The organism is Pusillibacter faecalis (assembly GCF_018408705.1).
GTDB classification, from domain to species: domain Bacteria; phylum Bacillota; class Clostridia; order Oscillospirales; family Oscillospiraceae; genus Oscillibacter; species Oscillibacter faecalis.
Window position 1 is genome coordinate 34833 of sequence record NZ_AP023420.1, and the last position, 19941, is coordinate 54773.

The window sequence follows — 19941 nt, forward strand, 5'->3', positions numbered from 1 at the left end:
GGATTCCCCGGCGGTTGTTTGTCGCCTATGTGCCGTGACCGGATGCTTTAGAGCGTATACTCCTTTGGCGGATTACCTGAAAAGTCAGCCAGAACCGCATGCGCGTTTTTGAGATAAAACACCTCGAAAATGGGGTTGTCCGCTCCTCCATACTGTCCCTTGACAATCGGGTTGCGCATACACATCTCCTTTGCCGCCATATTGTTTTCAAACGTCGCCTCTCCACTCAGCCGAAGCCACGCATACTCCGGGCTGGAAGTTGTGATCTCAATATAGGGGTTCCTTTGCATGTCCTGATAGACTTCCTTGGTATGGTTCGTACAAAACCACAGCTTTCCATCCAATTCTCCGCTGAACATGAACGGTCGGCATTTTGCCCTCCCGTCCCGGCCTACCGTCGCCAGATATTGAACGGGATTTTCCTGTAAAAATTGAATGACTTCCTGCATGCTCTTGTTCCTCCTGCTAAAATCTTGCGTGATGGGGTTGCAAATTTCCCTTTGCAGGATTATCATAGTGCCGTAAGGGTCTTTTGTAAAGTAAGCACTTTTTTGTGCTGTAGTTACCAAATAGAAACTATTGGAGGATTGAGATGCAGTCGCTACAAGAGCTGCCGGCGTGCCCGGTGGAGACAACGCTGGCCCTGATCGGAGATAAATGGAAGGTTCTGATTCTTCGGGACCTGTTGCCGGGAACAAAGCGGTTCGGGGAACTGAAACGGTCGATTGGGAGCGTATCGCAAAAAGTGCTGACCGCCCAGCTCCGGGACATGGAGTCCAAGGGGCTTGTTCACCGGGAAGTTTACCCGGAGGTCCCGCCCCGTGTGGAATACAGTCTGACCCATCTAGGGCGCAGTCTCGCTCCCATTTTGGACGCCATGCGGAATTGGGGCGAGACATACCAAGAGCATTGGCGGGCCGACGACCTTTGAAAAGACTGCATAGCTTCCGCTATGCAGTCTTTCACTTTGACAGCCTCACATCTCCCGCTGATAGCGCACCATCAGGCACAGCTCCAGCACGCTTTTGGCGATAAACACGCCCACAGCTGTCAGCGTCACCCACAGCGGAGCGCCAAAGCCGATGGAAATCCACGCCGCTGCCATCACACTCCACTGTAGAACCTCTCCGGCGACAGCCTGAGCCCTGCGGCGGATCGCCACATTCCGCTCGTCATTTGCCTCAATCTCCTCTTGTTTCATCTGGCGTGGATTTTTCTCCGCTCGGTGGAGCCGCAGAAGGTTGGCAAGGCCCATGGCAAATAAACCGGAACCCACTCCCATCAGCATGCCGCCCACGGCGTTCTCCACCCGGTCCCCCAGCAGCAGACTCAGCACCGCAAGGCCCGCTCCGAAAAGCATCATGCCTGTAAACAGCCCCTTGTTCCTTCTCATGTCGCATCCTCCTCGTAGATAAAAATTTCCTCAATCGTCATTCCAAAGAATCTGGCCAGCTTGAACGCCAGCAGAATAGAGGGATTGTACCGCCCGTTCTCCAGGGAGCCAATCGTCTGACGGGAGACCTCCAACGCCTCCGCCAGTTCCTCCTGTTTGATCCCCCGAGCCTTTCGCAGCTCTTCCAACCGGTTCTTCATCCGCTCACGCTCCTGTTCATTTCACCACATTCCCCATCGGATTTACGGAAAGTTTACTTTCCATTTTATAAGTTAAAGATAGCATAACAGCCTCAAAATGTCAAGTATACTTTCCGTTTTTGAAAACTATCCCACAAGGAGGGCGCCAGCTCGGATTTTTTCCTGTACAAACCACCTCTGGATGCGGTATACTGGGGTCAGAACGAAGAGACGGAGGTGACGGCTATGCCCGGAAAGGGCTTTGTGCAGGACGAGCTGGACTTAAAGGTGCTCATCCTCTATATCGCTGCCCGCGTCATTGAGCCGGTGCCCTTTGACACCATACTGGACCTGACGCTGTGTGACGACGCCATCGACTATTTTGATTTCTCTGAGTGCCTGCGGGACCTGGTAGATACCGGGCATCTGACCCTCTCGGAGGAAGGGCTGTACGCCATTACGGAAAAGGGACTGCGCAACAGCAAAATCTGCGAGAGCAGTCTGGCCTATTCCGTGCGGCTGCGCTGCGACAAAAATTTGGAGGCCTGGAACCGGAAGCTGCGCCGGAAAAACCAGGTAAAGGCAGCCTATGAAAAACGCTCCAATGGGACCTTTACCGTAAAGCTGAATTTGCAGGACGATATGGGCGAGCTTCTAGGATTACAGCTCATGGTCCCACGGGAAGATATGGCCAAAGCGGTGGCTACTCGGTTTCAAAAGACCCCGGAGCGACTGTACAGCACGCTGCTGAGCATGCTGCTTCAGGACGAGGAGTGACTTCGATTCACCAAATTCTGTGGAATCTGGACTGTGTTTTTCTCTTCCCATTTCTGGCGGGAGCCCTGGTCCGCTGGCTGCTGCGCCGCTGGCAGGTATGGCTCTTTTCACCGCAGTGGCGGCGTTGCTCTTGGTGCTCTGGGTCCAGATCAACCCCATTCCCGGCAGTGAGGGACCCGGTTTTCAGGCTCCAGGCCGTCTGCCTGACCTTGGGTGCCGCAGGGATGGGCGCACTTCTTCACTGGAAAACATAACGAAAAAGCCCGTGTCCAATAGGACACGAGCTTTTCTGTTATTTTACCACCACATTTTCCTCTCCCAAAGTCTCACGGGCCTCCTGAATCAGCGCCCGGTGCAACAGGACCTGCGTGGCAAAGACCTTACGGGTGTCCGCCATCACCATTTTGACCTGGGAGGTACCAGGAAACATGGAAAACACCAGCTTCATATGCCGCATGGAAGGATGGTCCAGGCTGGGAAATTTCAGAAACAGCGTCTCACCCTGCACCAGCTTCTCACCGGCCTCCTGAATAGGCGGGATGCTGCCGCTGACAGTGGAGAGGAGATACGCGGAGTCGCACATGATCTGCGGGGACTTCTCGTCCCGGACGGAGAGTTTTCCCCTCACCACCACCGCCTGATTCTCCTTCAGATACGCGCCGCAGGTGTCCAGTACCTTGGAAAAGCACAGCAGTTCGATAGCTGCGGTATCGTCCTCTACCATGACGTAGGCCATGAGGGAGTTATTTTTCGTGGTCTTGGTCTTGCTGGAAGACACCACGCCGCAGATGGTGATCCTCTGACCATCGGCAAAGCGGGTGGGGCCTCCCTCCTGGGAAAAATCTTCCAGGATGGAGCCGATGGTGGGTGCTCCCAGCTTGTGCACTGCGTCCCGATACTGATCCATGGGATGGCCGGAGAGATAGAGTCCCGTAGTGGCCTTTTCCATCAGCATCAGCTCCTGGACGGAGAACTCCGGAATATCCGGCAGCGGTGTCTCCTTTTCTGCGCTGCTTTGGGTGCCAGCAGCCATGGAAAAGAAGTCCATCTGTCCCTCTACATTGTCTCGCCGCACTGCCGCGACGGAATCCATGACCTTCTCATATACCTGGATCAGCTGGGACCGGCGGCCTCCCAGAGAGTCAAAGGCTCCGGAGCGGATCAGGTTCTCCACCGCCCGCTTGTTCATGTCGCTGCCCTGCATCCGCTGGCAGAAGTCATTCAAAGAGGCGAAGGGGCGCTCTTCCCGCTGGCGCATCACGGCCTGGATAAAGCCTCGGCCGATATTCTTAATCGCCACCAGGCCAAAGCGGATGCCGCCTTCTTCCACAGTAAAGCGGTCGGCGGAGCGGTTGATGTCCGGCGGCAGCAGATCAATACCGCACTCCTTGCACTCATTGATATAGCCCGCCACCTTGTCGGAGTTATCCAAGACGCTGGTCAGCAGCGCCGCCATATACTCCTTGGTAAAGTGACACTTAAAATACGCCGTCTGGTAGGCTACCACCGCATAGGCCACTGCGTGGGCCTTGTTGAAGGCGTAATTGGCAAAATCGTAGATCTCCTGATAAATGGCTTCCGCCGTGGCCTCCGGAATTCCATTGGCCACGCACCCGGCGATCTTTCGCTCCCGATCTCCGTGGATGAAGGCATCCTTCTCCCGCTGGATTTGGGCGGCCTTTTTCTTGGAGATGGCCCGCCGCACCATATCTGCCTGCCCCAGAGAGTAGCCGCCCAGCTGCTGGAAGATTTGAATCACCTGCTCCTGGTAAACGATGCAGCCATAGGTGACGGAGAGAATTGGCTCCAGAGACGGATGGCGGTATCTGATCAGTGAGGAATTGTGCTTACAGGCGATAAAGCGGGGGATCGAGTCCATAGGACCCGGTCGGTAAAGGGCGATGATTGCGGTGATATCCTCAATATTTTGGGGCTTAAGACCCACACACACACCTGTCATACCGGTAGACTCCATCTGGAACACGCCAGAGGTCTTGCCGGCCGAGATCATCTCAAAGGTATCCCGGTCGTCCTCCGGGATATCCTTCAGAGAGAAGTCCGGCTGCCGCTCCTGTACCATCTTCACGGCATCGTCCAGCACCGTCAGGTTTCTTAAGCCCAGAAAGTCCATTTTGAGAAGCCCCAGCTCCTCCAGCGTTGTCATGACATACTGGCAAACCACCGTATCATCGTTTTTTGAGAGGGGCACATACTCTACCACCGGATTCTTGGTGATGACCACACCGGCAGCGTGGGTGGAGGCGTGGCGGGGCATCCCCTCCAAAGCCTTGGCAGTGTCGATGAGCCGCCGGACCTGAGGATCGGTGTCATAGGCGTCGCTGAGGGGCTTGGAGAGCCGCAGTGCGTCATCCAAGGTGATATGGAGGGCACCGGGGCCGGCGGGTACCTGCTTGGCGATCACATCCACATCCGCATAGGGGATGTTCATCACCCGGCCCACGTCCCGGATCACACCCCGCGCCGCCATGGTGCCAAAGGTCACGATATGGGCCACATGGTCGTCGCCGTACTTTCTGCGGACATACTCAAAGACCTCGTCCCGCCGGGTATCTCCGAAGTCCATGTCAATATCCGGCATGCTGACCCGCTCCGGGTTCAAAAAACGCTCGAAATAGAGGCTGTACTTCATGGGGTCAATGTCCGTGATCCCCAAACAGTAGCTGACCATGGACCCCGCCGCACTGCCCCGCCCGGGCCCTACGGGGATGTCCACGCTCTTGGCGTAACGGACAAAATCCGAGACGATGAGAAAGTAGTCTGTAAAGCCCATCTTCTCAATCATCTCCTGCTCATAGTGAAGCTGGCCCCGATACTGATCGTTCCCACCGTAGCGGGCCTGATACCCTTCGTCGCAAAGCTTTTTCAGGTAGGAAAAGCTGTCATAGCCCGGAGGCAGCTGGAACTCCGGCAGGTGATACTTTCCGAAGGTAAATTCCAGATGGCACATATCCGCGATCTTCTGGGTATTTTCCAGCGCGCCCTCATAGACATGGAAAAGGGCGGCCATCTCCGCCTCGCTGCGCAGGTAGAAGTTCCGAGGCTCATAGCGCATCCGGTTCTCATCGTCCAGCGTCTTGCCGGTCTGGATGCACAGCAGCACATCGTGGGCCTCCGCGTCCTCCTTGCGGAGATAGTGTGCGTCGTTCGTGCATACCATGGGCAGCCCCGTCTCCTGGTGAATGCGCAGCACTCCTTGGTTGACTGCCTGCTGATCCTGGATGCCATGGTCCTGGAGCTCCAGGTAGAACCGCTCTGGCCCAAAGATCTCGGCCAGTTCCAGCGCATACTGCTTGGCGTTTTCATATTCTCCGTTCCGCAGCCGCCGTGGAATCTCCCCTGCGAGGCACGCAGAGAGGGCGATCAGCCCTGCGCTGTGTTCTCGCAGCAGCTCCAAATCAATCCGGGGGCGGATATAGAACCCCTCCGTCCATCCCGCTGAGACCAGGTAAGAGAGATTCCGGTACCCCTCCTCATTTTCGCACAGCAGCACCAGATGGCGGCTCTCCGCGTCAAACTCATGGATTTTATCAAACCGGGAACGGCCCTGGGGCGTCACGTACACCTCGCAGCCGATGATGGGTTTGATTCCCTCTGCCTGGCAGGCGCGGTAGAAATCAATCGCGCCGTACATCACACCGTGGTCTGTGACCGCGCAGGCGGTCTGCCCCATCTCCTTGACGATCTTCGGCAAATCCCGGATGCGGCAGGCTCCGTCCAAGAGGCTATATTCTGTATGGACATGCAAATGGACAAAAGACATGGGCATTACTCCTCCTTGAGCGCTTCCCCGCAGTACGGGCAATACCGGGGCACTCCCGGCAGACGGCCAACGGTCAGCCCGCCTCCGCAGTGGGGACAGCGGATGGCCTGGGAGCCATAGATCAGGCCGCCAATCATTCCAAGAATCCCCGCCCCACCCAACATATACAGGACTGGCGGCGCAAGCCGCCCAAACAGCATGGCCAGAACCATACAGACGATTCCGCCGAAATAGGCGATTCGGAATGTAGTCATCGCCCGGTGGAGGGACCCTTTCTCTTGTTTCATCGCATCCTCTCTTTCTGACCGCTATCATTGCTGTATCCGCATTACAGTCTTTCACCGCAGTTGGGACAAAATCCCGGCAGGTGCATGGGAATCCGACTACCCAGACATAGGGACTTCCCGCAGCATGGGTACCGGGTAAAAGCAAAAATCATCCGCATACCCAAGAGCCCTCAAGACGCGCATGGAACAGCGGTTGCAACTTCGCCTCCCACTGAGGCGGCCGCCCAAGCCGCCAGGAGCAGGACAAGCCCGCCGTAAAACAGGATGTGAACCAGCTCCGGCACCTGGTGGCAATCCATCCGTTTCTGATTCCTAGCGACACCGCTCCCCAGTCTTCCCTCAGGTTTGATTGGAGACCTTTTTTGCCCGGAGATTCACCAGTGCCTTCACATCTGCCAAGACCTCCGGCGAGGTGACATCCAGCATCAGCCAGCGGCCCATCCGTGAGGCAGCTGTATGCTGGTAGACCTCTCTGGTATATGCCGTGCAAGCCAGCAAGACCAGCTGGGCGGCATTCTCCTCCCGCGCGCCGATGGAAACCATGGCGGTCACATATCCACGCCGCATATAAACGGTGCAGAGGGACCTGCCGCCCTGTTTGAATTTGACATTCCATCCAGGCTCCATCCCACAGCGGCTATACTCCACACGTGAGGCAGCATGGAGCTCCTTCTCCAGATACGCCCGCAGCTCCATCCAAAGAGGGCTCGCCACATAGAGGTCCACCTCTTCCCGCAGAGGCTCAGACGTCTGAGGATAAAGCGTCACCCACTCTGTCATTCCCGTTCCTCCGCAAGCATTTGCTCCACAAGCTCCACTGCAGTGACAATCATATTGTCACAGTGGGCTGTCACGCCCAGGCAAGCCGAGGCGGAGTTCCTTTCTGTAACGCCAGGACGGGCCTTCAGCAGCTCTCCGCATCGGGTCAGGCCAAAAACCGCCTCGAACCGGCTTCGAAACTCCTTGGCCACAGCATAGATTCGCCGCTTTCCCTCTTTGTCTGCACTATCCGTGTGAGGCGTCAAAAGACCTAACACCAGCACGCCGCCGCTGACGGCGCCACACAGCTCCGCGTGACTTCCGCCCACGCCGCCGCCAAAACCGCCTGCCATGGCCATGGCCTGTTTTTCGTCCATCCCCAGCAGGTCCTGAAAGGCACCCACTACGGACTGTGCACAGTTGAACCCGTCCTGATGATACTGATAGGCCGCAGCACAGCGGCTCAGGCATTTTTCCTCCACAGTAACCCCTCCACCTATAGATGTATTTTATCTGACAAGTATTTTTACATCACAGTAATTCACAAAGTTTTTGCCAGCTCCTGGATTTTCCGCAGCCGGTGGTTTAGACAGGACTTGGTCACTGGCGGGTCAAAGGCCGCTGCCAGCTCACTCAAGCTCAGCTCTGGATATTCCAGCCGGAGCGCCGCCGTCTTTTTGAGCTTGTCCGGAAGCTTGTCTAATAAATCAGCGGACCGGAGCCTCCGGATAGCCTCCAGCTGCTCCTGCGCGGCCTCCACTGCCTTGTCTAAATTCGCACTGTCACAGTTTAGCCGCCTGTTGACGCTATTGCGCAAATCCTTTTCCAGCTTGGCGGACATCAGATGCATAGCAGCCACCGGGGCGCCAATCAAGGTGAGAAAGTCCTCAATCTGGTCGCTCTGCTTGAAGTAGGTAATGAAGCTGCCATTGCGAGAGAGTCCCTTTGGCGGATATCCACACTCCCGCAGCAGCACCTCCAACTCCCTGCTGGCCTGCAAATGAGAGGTATTGAGCTCCAAATGGTACCGCTTCAAAGGGTCCGTCAGGCTGCCGCCGGCAAAAAAGGCCCCTCGGAGAAAAGACGCTCGACAGCACTCCTCCTCCAGCAGTCCAAAGTTGATGTGGAGGACCAGATTTTGCCGGGGGTCATAGCCCAACAGATTGATGATATGGTCCAGCTTCCGGCTGTCCGTGATTTGAAACACCATCTTCCCCGCTGCCTCCGGCTCTGGGAGACGGTCAAACTGCACATTGAAGGCTCGCTGGAAGAGCTTTGGAAGACGCGCGGCAAAATTGGGGTTTTCTGTAATAATCCGGACCTCCGAGGAACTGAAAGTATTGCAATAGAGCAAAATGCCATAGGCCTCCGCTCTGGCGCAGCAGAGCTTTTGCACTGGAAGCCGGCACAGCTCATTTTTGGTATCAAAGGAAAAGGACATGGCTCCCCTCCCGGCCGCTCAGACCGGTTCCTCCTATTTTTGATGTTCCATCCGATAGGCGTCCGCTCGGTCACGGGCACCGCTGCCGGCGATGCGGACACTGCGCTCGGCGTGGAGCAGAATCAGTTCTCTGGCCAGTGCATCCGGATGGTGTCGAACATATCCATCCTCTACCACCGCCATAGGGCGGCGCACCACCTCCACCCCCAGAGCAGCACAGGTCCGGACGTCGCACTGCAGCGGCTCCGCGCCCTCCGAGGCATAGCGGGCAGCCACCTCCCGCGGGATCGGGGAGGAATTGGCAAGGCATACCTGAAAAAGGCCTGGCGCCGCATGCTGAAAAAGCGCCTGGATATGGTCGGAGACGGTATATCCTTCCGTCTCCCCCTCCTGGGTCATGACATTGCATACGTAAATCTTGAGTGCATGAGACGCCTGAATTGCCTGCACAATCCCATCCACCAGCAGATTGGGGATGATGCTGGTATAGAGGCTCCCAGGGCCCAACAGCAATACATCCGCATCCCGGATGGCTGTCAAAGCCTCCGGCAGCGCCCGGGGGTGCTCCGGCACCAGACGCACTCGGGTAATCCGGCAGTCCTCCCGTTTTTTACAATAAAAAATTTTGGACTCCCCCACCACGGAGGCGCCGTTTTCAAAAAACGCCTTCAGCTGGACATCCGCCGTTGTCACCGGCAGTACCCGGCCTGTGATGGCCAGAACCTCGCTCATTCGGGCCACTGCCGCATCAAAGGAGGGAGAAATCCCATTGAGGGCTGCCAGAAACAAATTTCCAAAGCTCTGTCCAGCTAAGGACCCCTCGGTGAAGCGATAGTGCATCAGCTCTCGCATCAGCGGCTCAGTGTTGGCCAACGCCTCCATGCAGCTGCGCAGATCACCGGGAGGCGGCATCCCCAGGTCCTGACGCAGCATGCCGCTGCCGCCGCCGTCGTCCGCCACCGTCACGATGGCGGATAGATTTTCCGTATATCGCTTCAAGCCCCGCAGCATGTTGGAAAGGCCGTGGCCACCGCCAATGGCGACGATCCGCGGCCCCTGCTCCCGCGGAGTATGGTAGAGCTGATTCATGACATGCCTCTTTTCTCAACCGCGGGCGATGTCTCGATGGGTTTCCGCCACAGGACAGCCACAGTGGCTCCGCAAAAATTCCGCTAGAGCATGTGTCACCGCAACCGAGCGGTGCCGTCCGCCTGTACAGCCCACTGCGATGACCAGCGCCGTCTTCCCCTCTTCTGCATACAAAGGCAGGGAAAACGTCAACAGGTCCTGCAGCTTCACCAGATATTCCTTCGTCTGCTGAAAGCTGAACACATAGCCGGCCACCGCCCTCTCCAGTCCCGTCCGTGGGCGCAGCTCCTCGATGTAAAAAGGATTTGGCATAAACCGCACGTCAAACACCAGGTCCGCCTCCATAGGCAGGCCATATTTAAATCCAAAAGAAACTACCTGGACCGCCATGCTGCCCTGCTCCGTCTCGCTTCCAAACTCGTGCAGAAGCCTCGCTCGCAGCTGGGCGGTGCTGGTATGAGAGGTGTCGATCACCACATCTGCCCGGGCCTTCAGGGGCTCCATCAGTACCCGTTCCTGGCGAACCGCCTCTTCCAGCGAGTCTGTCCTGCCCAGCAGAGGATGGCGGCGCCGGGTCTCCTTATAACGCTGAATGACCACCTCCGGCGAGGCCTCCAGAAACAGCATCCTGCACTCGCACTCCATGGTCTTGAGCTGGTCCAGCACGTCAAAAAGCTCGGTAAAGGAGGTGGCGGTGCGCACGTCGTATACCAAGGCCACCCGGTCATATCGTCCGCCACCTCCCGCGCAGAACTCCGCGAATTTTAAAATCATGGCGGCTGGCATATTGTCTACAATATAGAATCCCATGTCCTCCAAAAAGGAGGCAGCCTTGCTCTTGCCGCCTCCGGAAAGACCGGAGATAATCAGAATTTCCATGTTGTCCCCTCTCTCAGGAGCGAATGATCTTAACCTCCGGCTCCATATGGACGCCGGTCCTCTCCAGGACACAATGCTGGATCTGACAGATCAGCTCTGTGACATCTGCGAAGGTGGCGCCGCCCCGGTTCACAACGAATCCAGCGTGCTTCTCACTGACCTGAGCGCCGCCCACAGTCAGTCCCTTAAGGCCGCACTGCTCAATCAGGGTGCCGGCATAGTGGCCCTCCGGCCTCTTGAAGGTGCTGCCGGCGCTGGGAAGCTCCAAAGGCTGGCTGGCCCTGCGGCGCTCCATCAGCTGCCGCATGGTCTCCCGGATCGCCTCCGGCTCTCCAGGTGCCAGGCGAAACACCGCATAGAGCACTACCGCCTCCGGCTGGTCTGTGAGAAGACTGTGACGGTAGCCAAAAGCCATCTTTTCCGCCGTCAGAAACCGGACCCCTTCCTGTGGGAAAAACACTGCCGCCTCCTGGATCACCTGCTTCATCTCGCCGCCATAGGCCCCGGCGTTCATACACACCGCTCCGCCCACTGTGCCGGGAATACCATGGGCAAACTCCAGTCCCGTCAGCCCCTGTCTACAGGCAAAATCCGCCACCCGCGCCAGTGTCGCACCGGCCTCTGCCATGACTGTGGACGGCTGCTCTCCGGGGCCGGTCCGGTTCAGAGCACTGGAGGTATCAATCACCAGCCGATCCAGTCCTTGATCCGCAACCAGCAGATTCGTCCCATTTCCAATGATCAGAGGCCGCGCACCACAGGCAAGTGCATAATCCAGCAGCAGCACCAGCTGCTCCCTCCGCTCCGGCAGTGCCATCCGTTTGGCTGGACCGCCAATGCGAAACGAGGTATGGCGGCTCATGGGCTCATTGCAAAGAATCCGCAGGTCCGGCAGGTATTCCGCCGTCCAGTTGTCAAATTCTGTCTCCCAGGACATGGAAAGACCTCCTCAAAAAAGTCAAATGGCACGCTGCAGCAGCGCGGCGCCTAAGATGCCTGCGTCATTCCCCAACTCCGCCCGCAGCACTTGGGTGGACCGGCCGCCATGGCGGGCATAGCTCTCCCGATTCACCAGCTCCCGTAGGGGCTCCAGCAGCAGTGCATCCGGTGCGCCGGCCACACCGCCGCCAATGGCCACCACCTCTGGGCGCAGCATGTTCACCAGGCTGATCACCCCGTCTGCCAAAAAACGTACATACGTCTGACACACCATAAGAGCCGTCTCATCCCCGGCCTCCGCTGCCTGGAAGACCGTCTTGCCCTCCACGCCGTTCTGGGCCGCCAGCTCATGAAGCAGGCTCTTCGGATGAGCGGCCATGGCCGCCTTGGTCTCACGGATCAGCGCCGTGGCGGACGCATATTGCTCCCAGCATCCCCGCCGGCCACAGTTGCACAGCTCCCCATCCTGGCAGATGGTGATATGTCCTCCCTCGCTGGATGCGACACCGCCCCGCAGTCTGCCGCCCAAAACCAATCCGCATCCAATGCCGGTGCCCAGCGTTACCACCGCCAGATCTTGACAGCCACGGCCCGCGCCGCAAAAAAACTCGCCCACAGCAGCACAGTCCGCATCATTGCCCAGCAGCAGCGGCACATCGAAATGCTGTCGGAACAGCTTGACAATCGGGACATTCTGCATGGGAATATTGGTGATAAAGAGGATCGTGTCATGGGAAACTGCTCCTGGGAGCCCCATACCTACACAGGCAATCTCCTCCGGGCCAACGGAGCCCTTGCGGGCCACCGCCGCCGCCAGATGCGCCGTCGCCGCCGCGAACTGCTCCGGGCTCTGAAAATCCAGCGGCGTCCGCTCCACAGCCACCAGATGGCCGCTCTCATCCACCAGGCCGGCTTTCAGATTCGTCCCACCTACATCAATGCCAATATACAAGCCGTTTCCCTCCTGTTTACTCCATGCTGCCTCGATCCGCTCGCTGGTCCACCCGCCGTGCTAGTTCCTCCGCGGCGTTGTACCCCACCTTCCGGTGGCGGTTGTTCATCGCGGCCACCTCTACGATGCTGGCCAGATTCCGTCCTGGCCGCACAGGAATCGTAATGATGGGCACCTGAATCCCTAAAATCTCCGTAAAATGGTCCTCAATTCCCAGGCGGTCATAGATTTTCGTCTGATCCCAGGGCTCAAAATGAACCACCAAATCCAGCTGGGACTCCACCTTGATCGCCCGCAGGCCAAAGAGCTGCCGCACGTCAATCACGCCGATACCGCGCAGCTCGATGTAATGACGAATAATCTCCGGTGCAGTGCCGATGAGCTGATTGGAGATCAGCCGCAGTTCTACTGCATCGTCCGCTACCAGCCGGTGCCCCCGCATGATAAGTTCAATCGCGGACTCACTCTTGCCGATGCCGGAGTCTCCCGTGATCATCACTCCCTCACCGTAAATATCCAGCAGCACACCGTGCTGTGTGACGCAGGGTGCCAGCGTTCGGTTCAGATACTCAATGGTGTGGCTGGTAAATTCCACTGTGGTCTCCTGAGAGCGCAGCAGCGTTTTCTCGTGCTCCTTGGCACTGTCAATGCACTCCGGGCAGAAGTCCAAGCCCCGGCAAATCACCAGCGCCGGGATGTCATACAAAAATAAACTGTCAAAGCACTTCCGGCGCCTTTCTGGCGTCATGCTCTTAAGGTAGGTAGCCTCTGCCTTGCCGATCACCTGAAGGCGGCGGGGATCAAAGTAATCATAAAAATGGTGAAATTGAAGCCCTGGCCGGTTCACATCCATAATCGTCAGCTGAGCTGTGTCGAAATCGCTGCCCTGGTTGACCACCTCCAGACCAAACGTCTGGATGAACTTCGTGAGCTTTACTCCATTACACCGCATGTGCCTTCCTCGCCTTTCCTCCCCGGTCTTGTCAGCCGGGATTCATCTTGTGTATGTGCGCCGCTTTTATGTATTCATTATATATGAATCCAGGAGATTCCGCAACACTTTCCCTACAGGGAGCCCTCCCAAAAAACTTGAACTTTTTTGAAAATTCTTCTTGCTTTTTGAAAACATTTCTGTTAAGATATTAGCTGTGCCTGTAAAGGCCTTGAAGTACGCAGCAGCAAGGAGGTGCAACGGATGGCTAAATGCGAGTTCTGCGACAAGGGCGTTACCTTCGGCATTCAGGTCTCTCACTCCCATCGGCGCTCTAATCGCGCTTGGAAGCCCAATGTGAAGCGTGTGAAGGCAATCGTCGACGGCAGCCCCCGCCATGTGTATGTTTGTACCCGGTGTATGCGTTCCGGCAAGGTCACAAGAGCGATCTGATGTACAAACAGCGATCCCGGACTTTTTGTCCGGGATTTTCTTTATCTGCTGGAGGCCATATGATGTTCTGTCCCTGTCAAAACCAAAAGTGCCGTTGTCACCCCATCCATCATGATCAGGGGTGTTCCCTGTGTATTGAAAAGGAACTGCGTAAGCGGGAAATTCCCAGCTGTTTTTGGGATTTTGTGATCAAACCCGGTGAAACCGTGGAGGATTGCTCTATAGAGGCCTTTGCCAGGCGGGTTCTGGAAACGCAACCACCGATACGGGAGCCAGCAGGCCGCCTTGCCTCTTCAGACTGATCGTGAGCAGCGATCCGGCAAAAAGGCGTCCCTATCCTTGGGCGGCTTCGAATCACGCAACAGCCGTCGCCGCATTGATAGAAAGTCAAAAAACCGGGAGAGCAAAGCTCTCCCGGTTTTCTTATGGGTACTTACAGCCAGGCGGTTTCCAACAGTTCGTCCTTCTTGGCACGAGTCATCAGCTCGCTCACCACATCCCGGACATGTTTCCCCTCATAGAGCACCTCATATGTGCAGCGGCAGATCGGCATCTCCACACCCTCTCGTTCCGCCAGTTGATGGATGCTCTCGGCCGCATAATAGCCCTCGACCACAGCGCCTACCTCCTCCATAGCCTCCTGGACGGCCTTTCCCTGGCCGATCAGAATGCCGGCCCGGTTGTTCCGGGAGTGCATAGAGGTACAGGTCACAATCAAGTCACCCATACCGGCAAGTCCGCCAAAGGTGCGCCGGGTACCGCCCAGCTGCTCTCCCAAGCGGGTCAGCTCCGCCATGGCCCGGGTCATCAACAGCGCCTTGGTGTTATCCTGAAACCCCAGGCCTGCGCAGATGCCGCAGCTGAGGGCCACCACATTTTTCATCGCCGCCGCCAGCTCCACGCCCACGATGTCATAACTGGTGTAGACTCGGAAGTAATCGTTCATAAAGGCATCCTGGACAAATCGCGCAGCCGTGCGGTCTGGACAGGCCGCCACGCAGCCCGTGGGCATCTGGATAGCCACTTCTTCTGCATGCGAAGGCCCCGAAAGCGATACTACTTGACAGACATTATGGGTCTCTTGACGCAAAATTTCACTCATGCGCAGGTTTGTGTCCCGCTCAATGCCCTTGGAGACAGAGACCAGGACGCTCTCCGGCCGGAGATAGGGGGCGATCTTCCGCCCAGTCTCCCGCACAGCAAAGGAAGGTGCCGCGCATACCACCATGTCCGCCTCCTCCAGACAGTTGAGGTCGCCGGTGATCTGCAATTCTTCCGGCAATCGCACGCCTTTGAGCAGAGGGTTCTCCCGCTCCGCCGCCATCTGTGCCGCCTTGTCGGGATGATGAGACCACAACCAGGTCTCATGCCCGTTGTCCCGAAGAACCATGCTCAATGCCGTACCCCAGCCGCCGCTGCCCAATACCACCGCCTTCATGACTGGCCCTCCTTTTTTCGATGAAAACTAAATTTACTCTCACTGCCGTTCAGCAACCGCTGGATATTGGTCCGGTGTTTCCAGAGAATCAGTCCACCGATCACAATGGACAGCAAGGTAATCACCAGGTCCTGATAGACAAACCAAGTGGCAAAGGGAAAACTGGCCCCGGCCCAGCAGGAGCCCAGGGAGACATACCGCGTCAAGATCGTAAGGATCAGGAAGCCTCCCCAGACCACCAGAGCGATCCTCCAGTCGATCATAATAGCAATAGTGCCTCCAGAGAGGATGCCCTTCCCCCCCTTGAAGTGAAACATACAGGGGAACATGTGGCCCAACAGGCAGAACAACGCCGCCCAATAATCAGCAAATACCCGCCAGAATGCCGTGGCATCCGCAGCAGAGAGGAAATCCGTATAGCCGGCGGTAAACAGCTCCCTGGCAACCAGGATGGCCACCACAGCCTTCAGCACATCGGTGAGGATCACCACGAATGTCAGCGGCCCGCCGAAGGTGCGGAAGAAGTTGGTGAGACCCGCATTGCCGCTGCCGTGTTTGCGCACATCGTTTCGGAGAATATATTTGGAGACAATCACCGCCCCATTGAAACAGCCGCAGAAATAGGCAATCACCGCTGTGAGGCCAATCAGCAGCGGGAGCGGAATCCCGGACAAGCCCAGCATCTCCTCACACCTCCCTGTCGCCCTTCTGACGAATGGAGAGCACGATGGGCGTCCCCTCCAGGCCAAAGGTATTACGAATGCAGTTTTCCAGATACCGCTGATAGGAGAAGTGGAACAGCCGCACGTCGTTGCAGAAGATCACAAAGTGAGGTGGGCGGATACCCACCTGGGTCATGTAATAGATCTTCAGCCGGCGGCCCTTGTCCGTGGGTGGCTGCACCCGGGTCTGGGCGTCCTCCAGAACATTGTTGAGCATACCAGTCGTGATACGGGTGGACGCCTGATTAGACACATAGTCAATCAGTTCAAAGAGGCGGTTCACCCGCTGGCCGGTCTTGGCAGAGATAAAGAGGATCGGCGCGTAGGTCATAAAAGCCAGGCCGTTACGGACCTCCTGGCGCATTTTGTCCATGGTCTTGTCGTCCTTTTCAACAAGGTCCCACTTATTCACCACGATGATGCTGGCCTTTCCCGCCTCGTGGGCAAGCCCAGCCACCTTGGTGTCTTGCTCGGTAACACCTTCCGTTGCGTCGATCATGATGAGGCACACGTCGCTGCGCTCAATGGCCATGGTGGCCCGCAGGACGCTGTAACGCTCAATATCCTCCTCCACCTTGGACTTACGGCGCAGGCCTGCGGTGTCGATGAATACAAAGCTGCCCTGGTCATTGGTAAAACGGGAGTCAATGGCGTCCCGGGTGGTGCCGGCCACATCGGAGACAATGACCCGTTCCTCCCCCAAAATCTGGTTCACCAGGGAAGATTTCCCAGCGTTGGGCTTACCGATGACTGCCACCTTGATGGCGTCGTCCTCTTCCTCCTCTTCCTCCTCCGGTGGGAAATACTGGACGCAGGCATCCAGCAGATCGCCAGTGCCATGGCCGTGTACAGCAGAAACCGCAATGGGGTCCCCCAGGCCCAGGTTGTAGAACTCATAAAAATCCGGATTCACCGCGCCGGTGGAGTCCATCTTGTTCACTGCCAGAACAATGGGCTTGCCGCTGCGCAGCAGCATACCGGCGACCTCCTGATCGGAGGCGGTCAGGCCGGTTTTGATATCCGTCAGGAAAATGATGACTGTGGCGTTTTCAATGGCAATCTGCGCCTGGTCCCGCATGAAGGCCAAAATCTGGTTGTCTGTACGGGGCTCAATGCCGCCGGTATCAATCAGAGTAAACGGACGGCCATTCCAGTCCGTCTCCCCATAAATGCGGTCCCGGGTCACGCCGGGGGTGTCCTCTACAATGGAAAGACGCTTTCCAATCAACTTGTTAAACAGCATGGACTTACCCACATTCGGGCGGCCCACAATGGCAACAATGGGTTTTGACATCTCAATCTCCCTCCCTGGGGCGTGTGGAACACGCGATACAGCACCACCGCAAAGCGGTAAAAACACTCTTTCCAACGGTGGAAAGTGGCCATCCATCTGCGCGCTCCAACAGGGCCCGTTTGCAAGGCGGCTGCTGCGGTTTGTCATCTTCTGTCAGATCCCAACAGCACCCACAGCTATGCCTCCTTACTTTCGTACAAAAGTACAGTTTATTATACTGGAAACTTCTTGGATACGCAAGTGGCAAGCAGTGCGCCGGCCCATTCCACCAGCTTGCCGGAAAGCCGGTCAAACTCCCTGTCGTCCAGGTTCGGACAGCTTCTCAGCGCAATTCCCTCCATCAAAAGGTCGTGGTCCTCTCCACGCAACCCCGACAGAAGGTCGCTTTGCCGGGCGAGATATGTCTTTGTTTCTACAAAATACTTGGCCCGCAGAGTAAAGCCCGCGGCCTTATAGAGCTCTCCCAACGCCTCCCGGCTCCGGCCGTGGAGCAAATTGTGGGCGCAGCCGTGATACAGGGCGCAGGCACCGTCCCGGACCGCCAGCGCCGCGGCTTCCTGCCCTGCCATGGGGCGCAGGAACTCCAAATCCCCGGCGAGGGGCCGGGTATCGTGGTAGAACTGAAACAGCTCTCCCGGATTCCAGTGTTCCAGCTCCACTCTGCCAGACACAAAGCCGCACAGCAGCTCCCGCTCCGGAAGGCTTTTCACCGCCGCCCGATAAGAAAGGAGATCCTCGGCGGACACATCGTCCAGAATCAGCACCATGTCGATATCGCTGGCCGTTCCCGCCTCTCCCCGGCCGCGACTGCCCTGCAGCCCGATACAGACAATCCTCTCACCGAAAACTTCCTCTACTGCCGCCCGATACTGCCGGAGCCATGCCTCAAAATCCCTCATGACGGATTCCTCCTCAGCTTTCCAAGTTTCTTTCCCAGGCACAAAAAAGAAAGAGGGAAGAAAAGCTCTTCCCTCCCGCATGCTTATTTCGCCACAACGGACTTTACAGCTTTGACCTCGCGGCCATTGTAGCTTCCGCACTCCTGACACATTCTGTGAGGCAGATGCAGAGCGCCGCACTTGGAGCAGGCGACGAGACCGGGGGCCGCCAGCTTCCAGTGGGAGCTGCGCCGCTTATCGCGTCTTGCTTTTGATACTTTTCCCTTGGGTACTGCCATGGTGACACCTCCTTGATCTCTCAAAGGCCCGGGCTCCAACCCGTCCCTGGTTTCTTATTTGTTCTCCAAAAGCTTTGCCAGGACCGCCAGACGCGGGTCAACTTCCCTTTTGCAGCCACAGGGGCCGTCGTTCAGGTTGGCACCGCACCGGGGACACAGTCCCTTGCAATCTTCCGAACACAGTGTTTTTGTGTCCATGCCGAGAATCAGAGCCGTTCGGGCCAGTTCGCCCGCGTCTACCCTGCCCGATTCCAGCAGAACAATATCGTCGTTGTCCTCGTTTTGGAGCTCCTCCGCCAGCATACAGCTGTACGAAATGGTCTTCTCCTGTAAAAAAGCCTTGCCGCAGCGGTCACACACAGCGTCCAGCGTGGTGGAGACCGTCATGCTCAAGGTCAGGACATCGGCGGAGTTGCGCACTTCCCCTTCCACCGCTACGGGGCGGCTGATAGGGCGGCGGCCGGAAAACTCCATATCAGATAAATCCAGGGAGAACTGGAATGGCAACCGCTCGCCAGGGGTACGCAGAACATGAGTGACATCTAAAACCATATGCTACCTCGCAATGACACGTTTAGTATTATAAGGGATTGGGAAAGCGTTGTCAAACAATTTTTTCAAATTTTCGGCACTTTTTTAAAAAGTTTCAGCGCCGGCTGGGAATTTCAATGCCCATGATGGCGTTGCGGAAGCCCTCCTGAATCTCCCGGTAGGCAACCGTCTCATAGGAATCCCCGGGGCGGCGGGCTCTCCATTCCTCTTTCAGCAGCTCCGCAAGGCGCTGGCATCCCGGTTCTTCCAATCCCAGCAGCATGGGAGATAGATAAAGTGCCAGCATCTGTTTGTCGGCTCCGCGGGCAGCGGACCGTCTCCACGGGCGGCATGCCAGCCAGCCAGTCTCCAAATGGTCCAATAGTGCCGCCGCCATAGCGGGCAATGCCCCCTCTCCCGCGGACTGGACGGCTGCCATGTAGCGCGGGCCGTATTGCTTCACATACGTTTGAAAGGCCCCGGCGTACTCCCGCCGGTTAAACTGCGCCAGCCATCTCTGATTCTCCTGAATGGCCCGCAGCAGCTCCTCGTTCATTTCCTGTCCTCCTCTTCTGTCTCGTTCCGCCGGACTGCACTGCGGTATGCCGACCACGTCCGGTAGAGCAGCCACACACCCGCAGCCACAAACGCCCCGCCTCCAACAATCCCCAGCGCGGGCGTCTCAGATGTTCCGGTCACGACGCCCCGAAAAAGCTGAATCGCCAGATAGAGCAGATAGCATCCTCCCAGCGCCCAAACCGCATGAACACCACTGGGTGACTTTTTCTCATTTCGCATCACAGTCCAACCTCTTCTCGTGGAAATTCTATTTTCCTGTTTTGTCCGCTGCGATCTTCCCTGCATAGCGAGCAAAAGCATCCCGCTTTAAAAAACATGCGCACTGTTGCAAACAGGCACT

At 57.1% G+C, this 19941-nt stretch carries 25 protein-coding genes; 4 read left to right on the forward strand and 21 right to left on the reverse strand.

Translation table 11 applies throughout. From position 1 onward, the window contains the following. Nucleotides 1-47 precede the first annotated feature (47 nt). Complete coding sequence (locus tag KJS55_RS00195; RefSeq protein ID WP_187028959.1) at nucleotides 48-449, reverse strand: pyridoxamine 5'-phosphate oxidase family protein; 402 nt, start codon at nucleotides 447-449, stop codon at nucleotides 48-50. Nucleotides 450-592: 143 nt separating this feature from the next. Here KJS55_RS00195 and KJS55_RS00200 point away from each other — a divergent pair, with 143 nt between their 5' ends. Beyond that, nucleotides 593-931, forward strand: a complete 339-nt coding sequence (locus tag KJS55_RS00200; protein ID WP_187028961.1) for a winged helix-turn-helix transcriptional regulator — start codon at nucleotides 593-595, stop codon at nucleotides 929-931. Between the two features lie 45 nt (nucleotides 932-976). Here the strand turns inward: KJS55_RS00200 and KJS55_RS00205 are convergent, their stop codons facing one another. Continuing rightward, entirely contained in the window at nucleotides 977-1393 is a 417-nt protein-coding gene (locus tag KJS55_RS00205; protein ID WP_213542369.1) for a hypothetical protein, read from the reverse strand. Then, nucleotides 1390-1593: a helix-turn-helix transcriptional regulator gene (locus tag KJS55_RS00210; protein WP_187028965.1), complete on the reverse strand. Its 204-nt coding sequence runs from the start codon at nucleotides 1591-1593 to the stop codon at nucleotides 1390-1392. The genes KJS55_RS00205 and KJS55_RS00210 overlap by 4 nt, the downstream gene beginning before the upstream one ends. A 225-nt stretch (nucleotides 1594-1818) precedes the next feature. On the opposite strand from KJS55_RS00210, the gene KJS55_RS00215 reads away from it, so the two are divergent. After that, nucleotides 1819-2349: a DUF4364 family protein gene (locus tag KJS55_RS00215; protein ID WP_187028966.1), complete on the forward strand. Its 531-nt coding sequence runs from the start codon at nucleotides 1819-1821 to the stop codon at nucleotides 2347-2349. A gap of 292 nt (nucleotides 2350-2641) precedes the next feature. Here the strand turns inward: KJS55_RS00215 and KJS55_RS00220 are convergent, their stop codons facing one another. The 10 genes from KJS55_RS00220 to hprK form a co-directional block, all read right to left on the reverse strand. Beyond that, nucleotides 2642-6130 carry a DNA polymerase III subunit alpha gene (locus KJS55_RS00220; protein WP_213542370.1) on the reverse strand — a complete coding sequence of 1163 codons (3489 nt, stop codon included), beginning with the start codon at nucleotides 6128-6130 and terminating at the stop codon, nucleotides 2642-2644. A 5-nt stretch (nucleotides 6131-6135) separates the two neighbouring features. Continuing rightward, nucleotides 6136-6417: a hypothetical protein gene (locus KJS55_RS00225; RefSeq protein WP_187028970.1), complete on the reverse strand. Its 282-nt coding sequence runs from the start codon at nucleotides 6415-6417 to the stop codon at nucleotides 6136-6138. 339 nt (nucleotides 6418-6756) lie between these two features. Further along, on the reverse strand, nucleotides 6757-7197 hold the full coding sequence (locus tag KJS55_RS00230) for a DUF3788 domain-containing protein (protein WP_213542371.1): 441 nt from the start codon (nucleotides 7195-7197) through the stop codon (nucleotides 6757-6759). Further along, nucleotides 7194-7658 (reverse strand): C-GCAxxG-C-C family protein, encoded by a 465-nt coding sequence (locus KJS55_RS00235; protein ID WP_187028974.1) that lies wholly within the window; start codon nucleotides 7656-7658, stop codon nucleotides 7194-7196. The genes KJS55_RS00230 and KJS55_RS00235 overlap by 4 nt, the downstream gene beginning before the upstream one ends. 59 nt (nucleotides 7659-7717) lie before the next feature. Further along, nucleotides 7718-8617 carry a DNA-binding protein WhiA gene (gene whiA / locus KJS55_RS00240; RefSeq protein ID WP_187028976.1) on the reverse strand — a complete coding sequence of 300 codons (900 nt, stop codon included), beginning with the start codon at nucleotides 8615-8617 and terminating at the stop codon, nucleotides 7718-7720. 33 nt (nucleotides 8618-8650) lie between these two features. Continuing rightward, nucleotides 8651-9706: a gluconeogenesis factor YvcK family protein gene (locus KJS55_RS00245; RefSeq protein ID WP_187028978.1), complete on the reverse strand. Its 1056-nt coding sequence runs from the start codon at nucleotides 9704-9706 to the stop codon at nucleotides 8651-8653. Between the two features lie 15 nt (nucleotides 9707-9721). Next, nucleotides 9722-10585, reverse strand: a complete 864-nt coding sequence (gene rapZ, locus KJS55_RS00250; RefSeq protein WP_187028980.1) for an RNase adapter RapZ — start codon at nucleotides 10583-10585, stop codon at nucleotides 9722-9724. A 13-nt stretch (nucleotides 10586-10598) separates the two neighbouring features. Next, a complete protein-coding gene (gene murB / locus KJS55_RS00255) occupies nucleotides 10599-11522 on the reverse strand; it encodes a UDP-N-acetylmuramate dehydrogenase (protein WP_187028982.1) in 924 nt (307 codons plus the stop codon). Nucleotides 11523-11543: 21 nt separating this feature from the next. Beyond that, nucleotides 11544-12476, reverse strand: a complete 933-nt coding sequence (locus KJS55_RS00260; RefSeq protein WP_187028984.1) for an ROK family protein — start codon at nucleotides 12474-12476, stop codon at nucleotides 11544-11546. A gap of 16 nt (nucleotides 12477-12492) precedes the next feature. Beyond that, nucleotides 12493-13428 (reverse strand): HPr(Ser) kinase/phosphatase, encoded by a 936-nt coding sequence (gene hprK / locus KJS55_RS00265; RefSeq protein WP_187028986.1) that lies wholly within the window; start codon nucleotides 13426-13428, stop codon nucleotides 12493-12495. Between the two features lie 243 nt (nucleotides 13429-13671). Between hprK and rpmB the strand changes: the two genes are divergently transcribed. Continuing rightward, nucleotides 13672-13860, forward strand: coding sequence for a 50S ribosomal protein L28 (gene rpmB, locus KJS55_RS00270; protein ID WP_187028988.1), 189 nt, complete (start codon nucleotides 13672-13674; stop codon nucleotides 13858-13860). A gap of 62 nt (nucleotides 13861-13922) precedes the next feature. Beyond that, nucleotides 13923-14162: a DUF6485 family protein gene (locus KJS55_RS17620; protein ID WP_428846515.1), complete on the forward strand. Its 240-nt coding sequence runs from the start codon at nucleotides 13923-13925 to the stop codon at nucleotides 14160-14162. A 131-nt stretch (nucleotides 14163-14293) separates the two neighbouring features. Here KJS55_RS17620 and KJS55_RS00275 read toward each other — a convergent pair whose 3' ends face one another. The 8 genes from KJS55_RS00275 to KJS55_RS00310 all read right to left on the reverse strand — a co-directional run bounded on the left by KJS55_RS00275 (nucleotide 14294) and on the right by KJS55_RS00310 (nucleotide 19823). Then, nucleotides 14294-15298, reverse strand: a complete 1005-nt coding sequence (locus KJS55_RS00275; RefSeq protein WP_213542372.1) for an NAD(P)H-dependent glycerol-3-phosphate dehydrogenase — start codon at nucleotides 15296-15298, stop codon at nucleotides 14294-14296. Next, a complete protein-coding gene (plsY, locus tag KJS55_RS00280) occupies nucleotides 15295-15981 on the reverse strand; it encodes a glycerol-3-phosphate 1-O-acyltransferase PlsY (protein ID WP_213542373.1) in 687 nt (228 codons plus the stop codon). Before plsY ends, KJS55_RS00275 begins: the two co-directional genes overlap by 4 nt. A gap of 4 nt (nucleotides 15982-15985) precedes the next feature. Then, a complete protein-coding gene (der, locus tag KJS55_RS00285) occupies nucleotides 15986-17314 on the reverse strand; it encodes a ribosome biogenesis GTPase Der (RefSeq protein ID WP_187028994.1) in 1329 nt (442 codons plus the stop codon). A gap of 212 nt (nucleotides 17315-17526) precedes the next feature. After that, nucleotides 17527-18213, reverse strand: a complete 687-nt coding sequence (locus KJS55_RS00290; protein ID WP_187028996.1) for a nucleotidyltransferase domain-containing protein — start codon at nucleotides 18211-18213, stop codon at nucleotides 17527-17529. 83 nt (nucleotides 18214-18296) lie between these two features. After that, nucleotides 18297-18491 carry a 50S ribosomal protein L32 gene (gene rpmF / locus KJS55_RS00295; protein WP_187028998.1) on the reverse strand — a complete coding sequence of 65 codons (195 nt, stop codon included), beginning with the start codon at nucleotides 18489-18491 and terminating at the stop codon, nucleotides 18297-18299. Nucleotides 18492-18545: 54 nt separating this feature from the next. Continuing rightward, complete coding sequence (locus KJS55_RS00300; protein ID WP_187029000.1) at nucleotides 18546-19043, reverse strand: YceD family protein; 498 nt, start codon at nucleotides 19041-19043, stop codon at nucleotides 18546-18548. A 94-nt stretch (nucleotides 19044-19137) separates the two neighbouring features. Further along, nucleotides 19138-19578, reverse strand: coding sequence for a hypothetical protein (locus KJS55_RS00305; protein WP_187029002.1), 441 nt, complete (start codon nucleotides 19576-19578; stop codon nucleotides 19138-19140). Beyond that, nucleotides 19575-19823 carry a LysE family translocator gene (locus KJS55_RS00310; RefSeq protein ID WP_187029004.1) on the reverse strand — a complete coding sequence of 83 codons (249 nt, stop codon included), beginning with the start codon at nucleotides 19821-19823 and terminating at the stop codon, nucleotides 19575-19577. The genes KJS55_RS00305 and KJS55_RS00310 overlap by 4 nt, the downstream gene beginning before the upstream one ends. Nucleotides 19824-19941 lie beyond the last annotated feature (118 nt).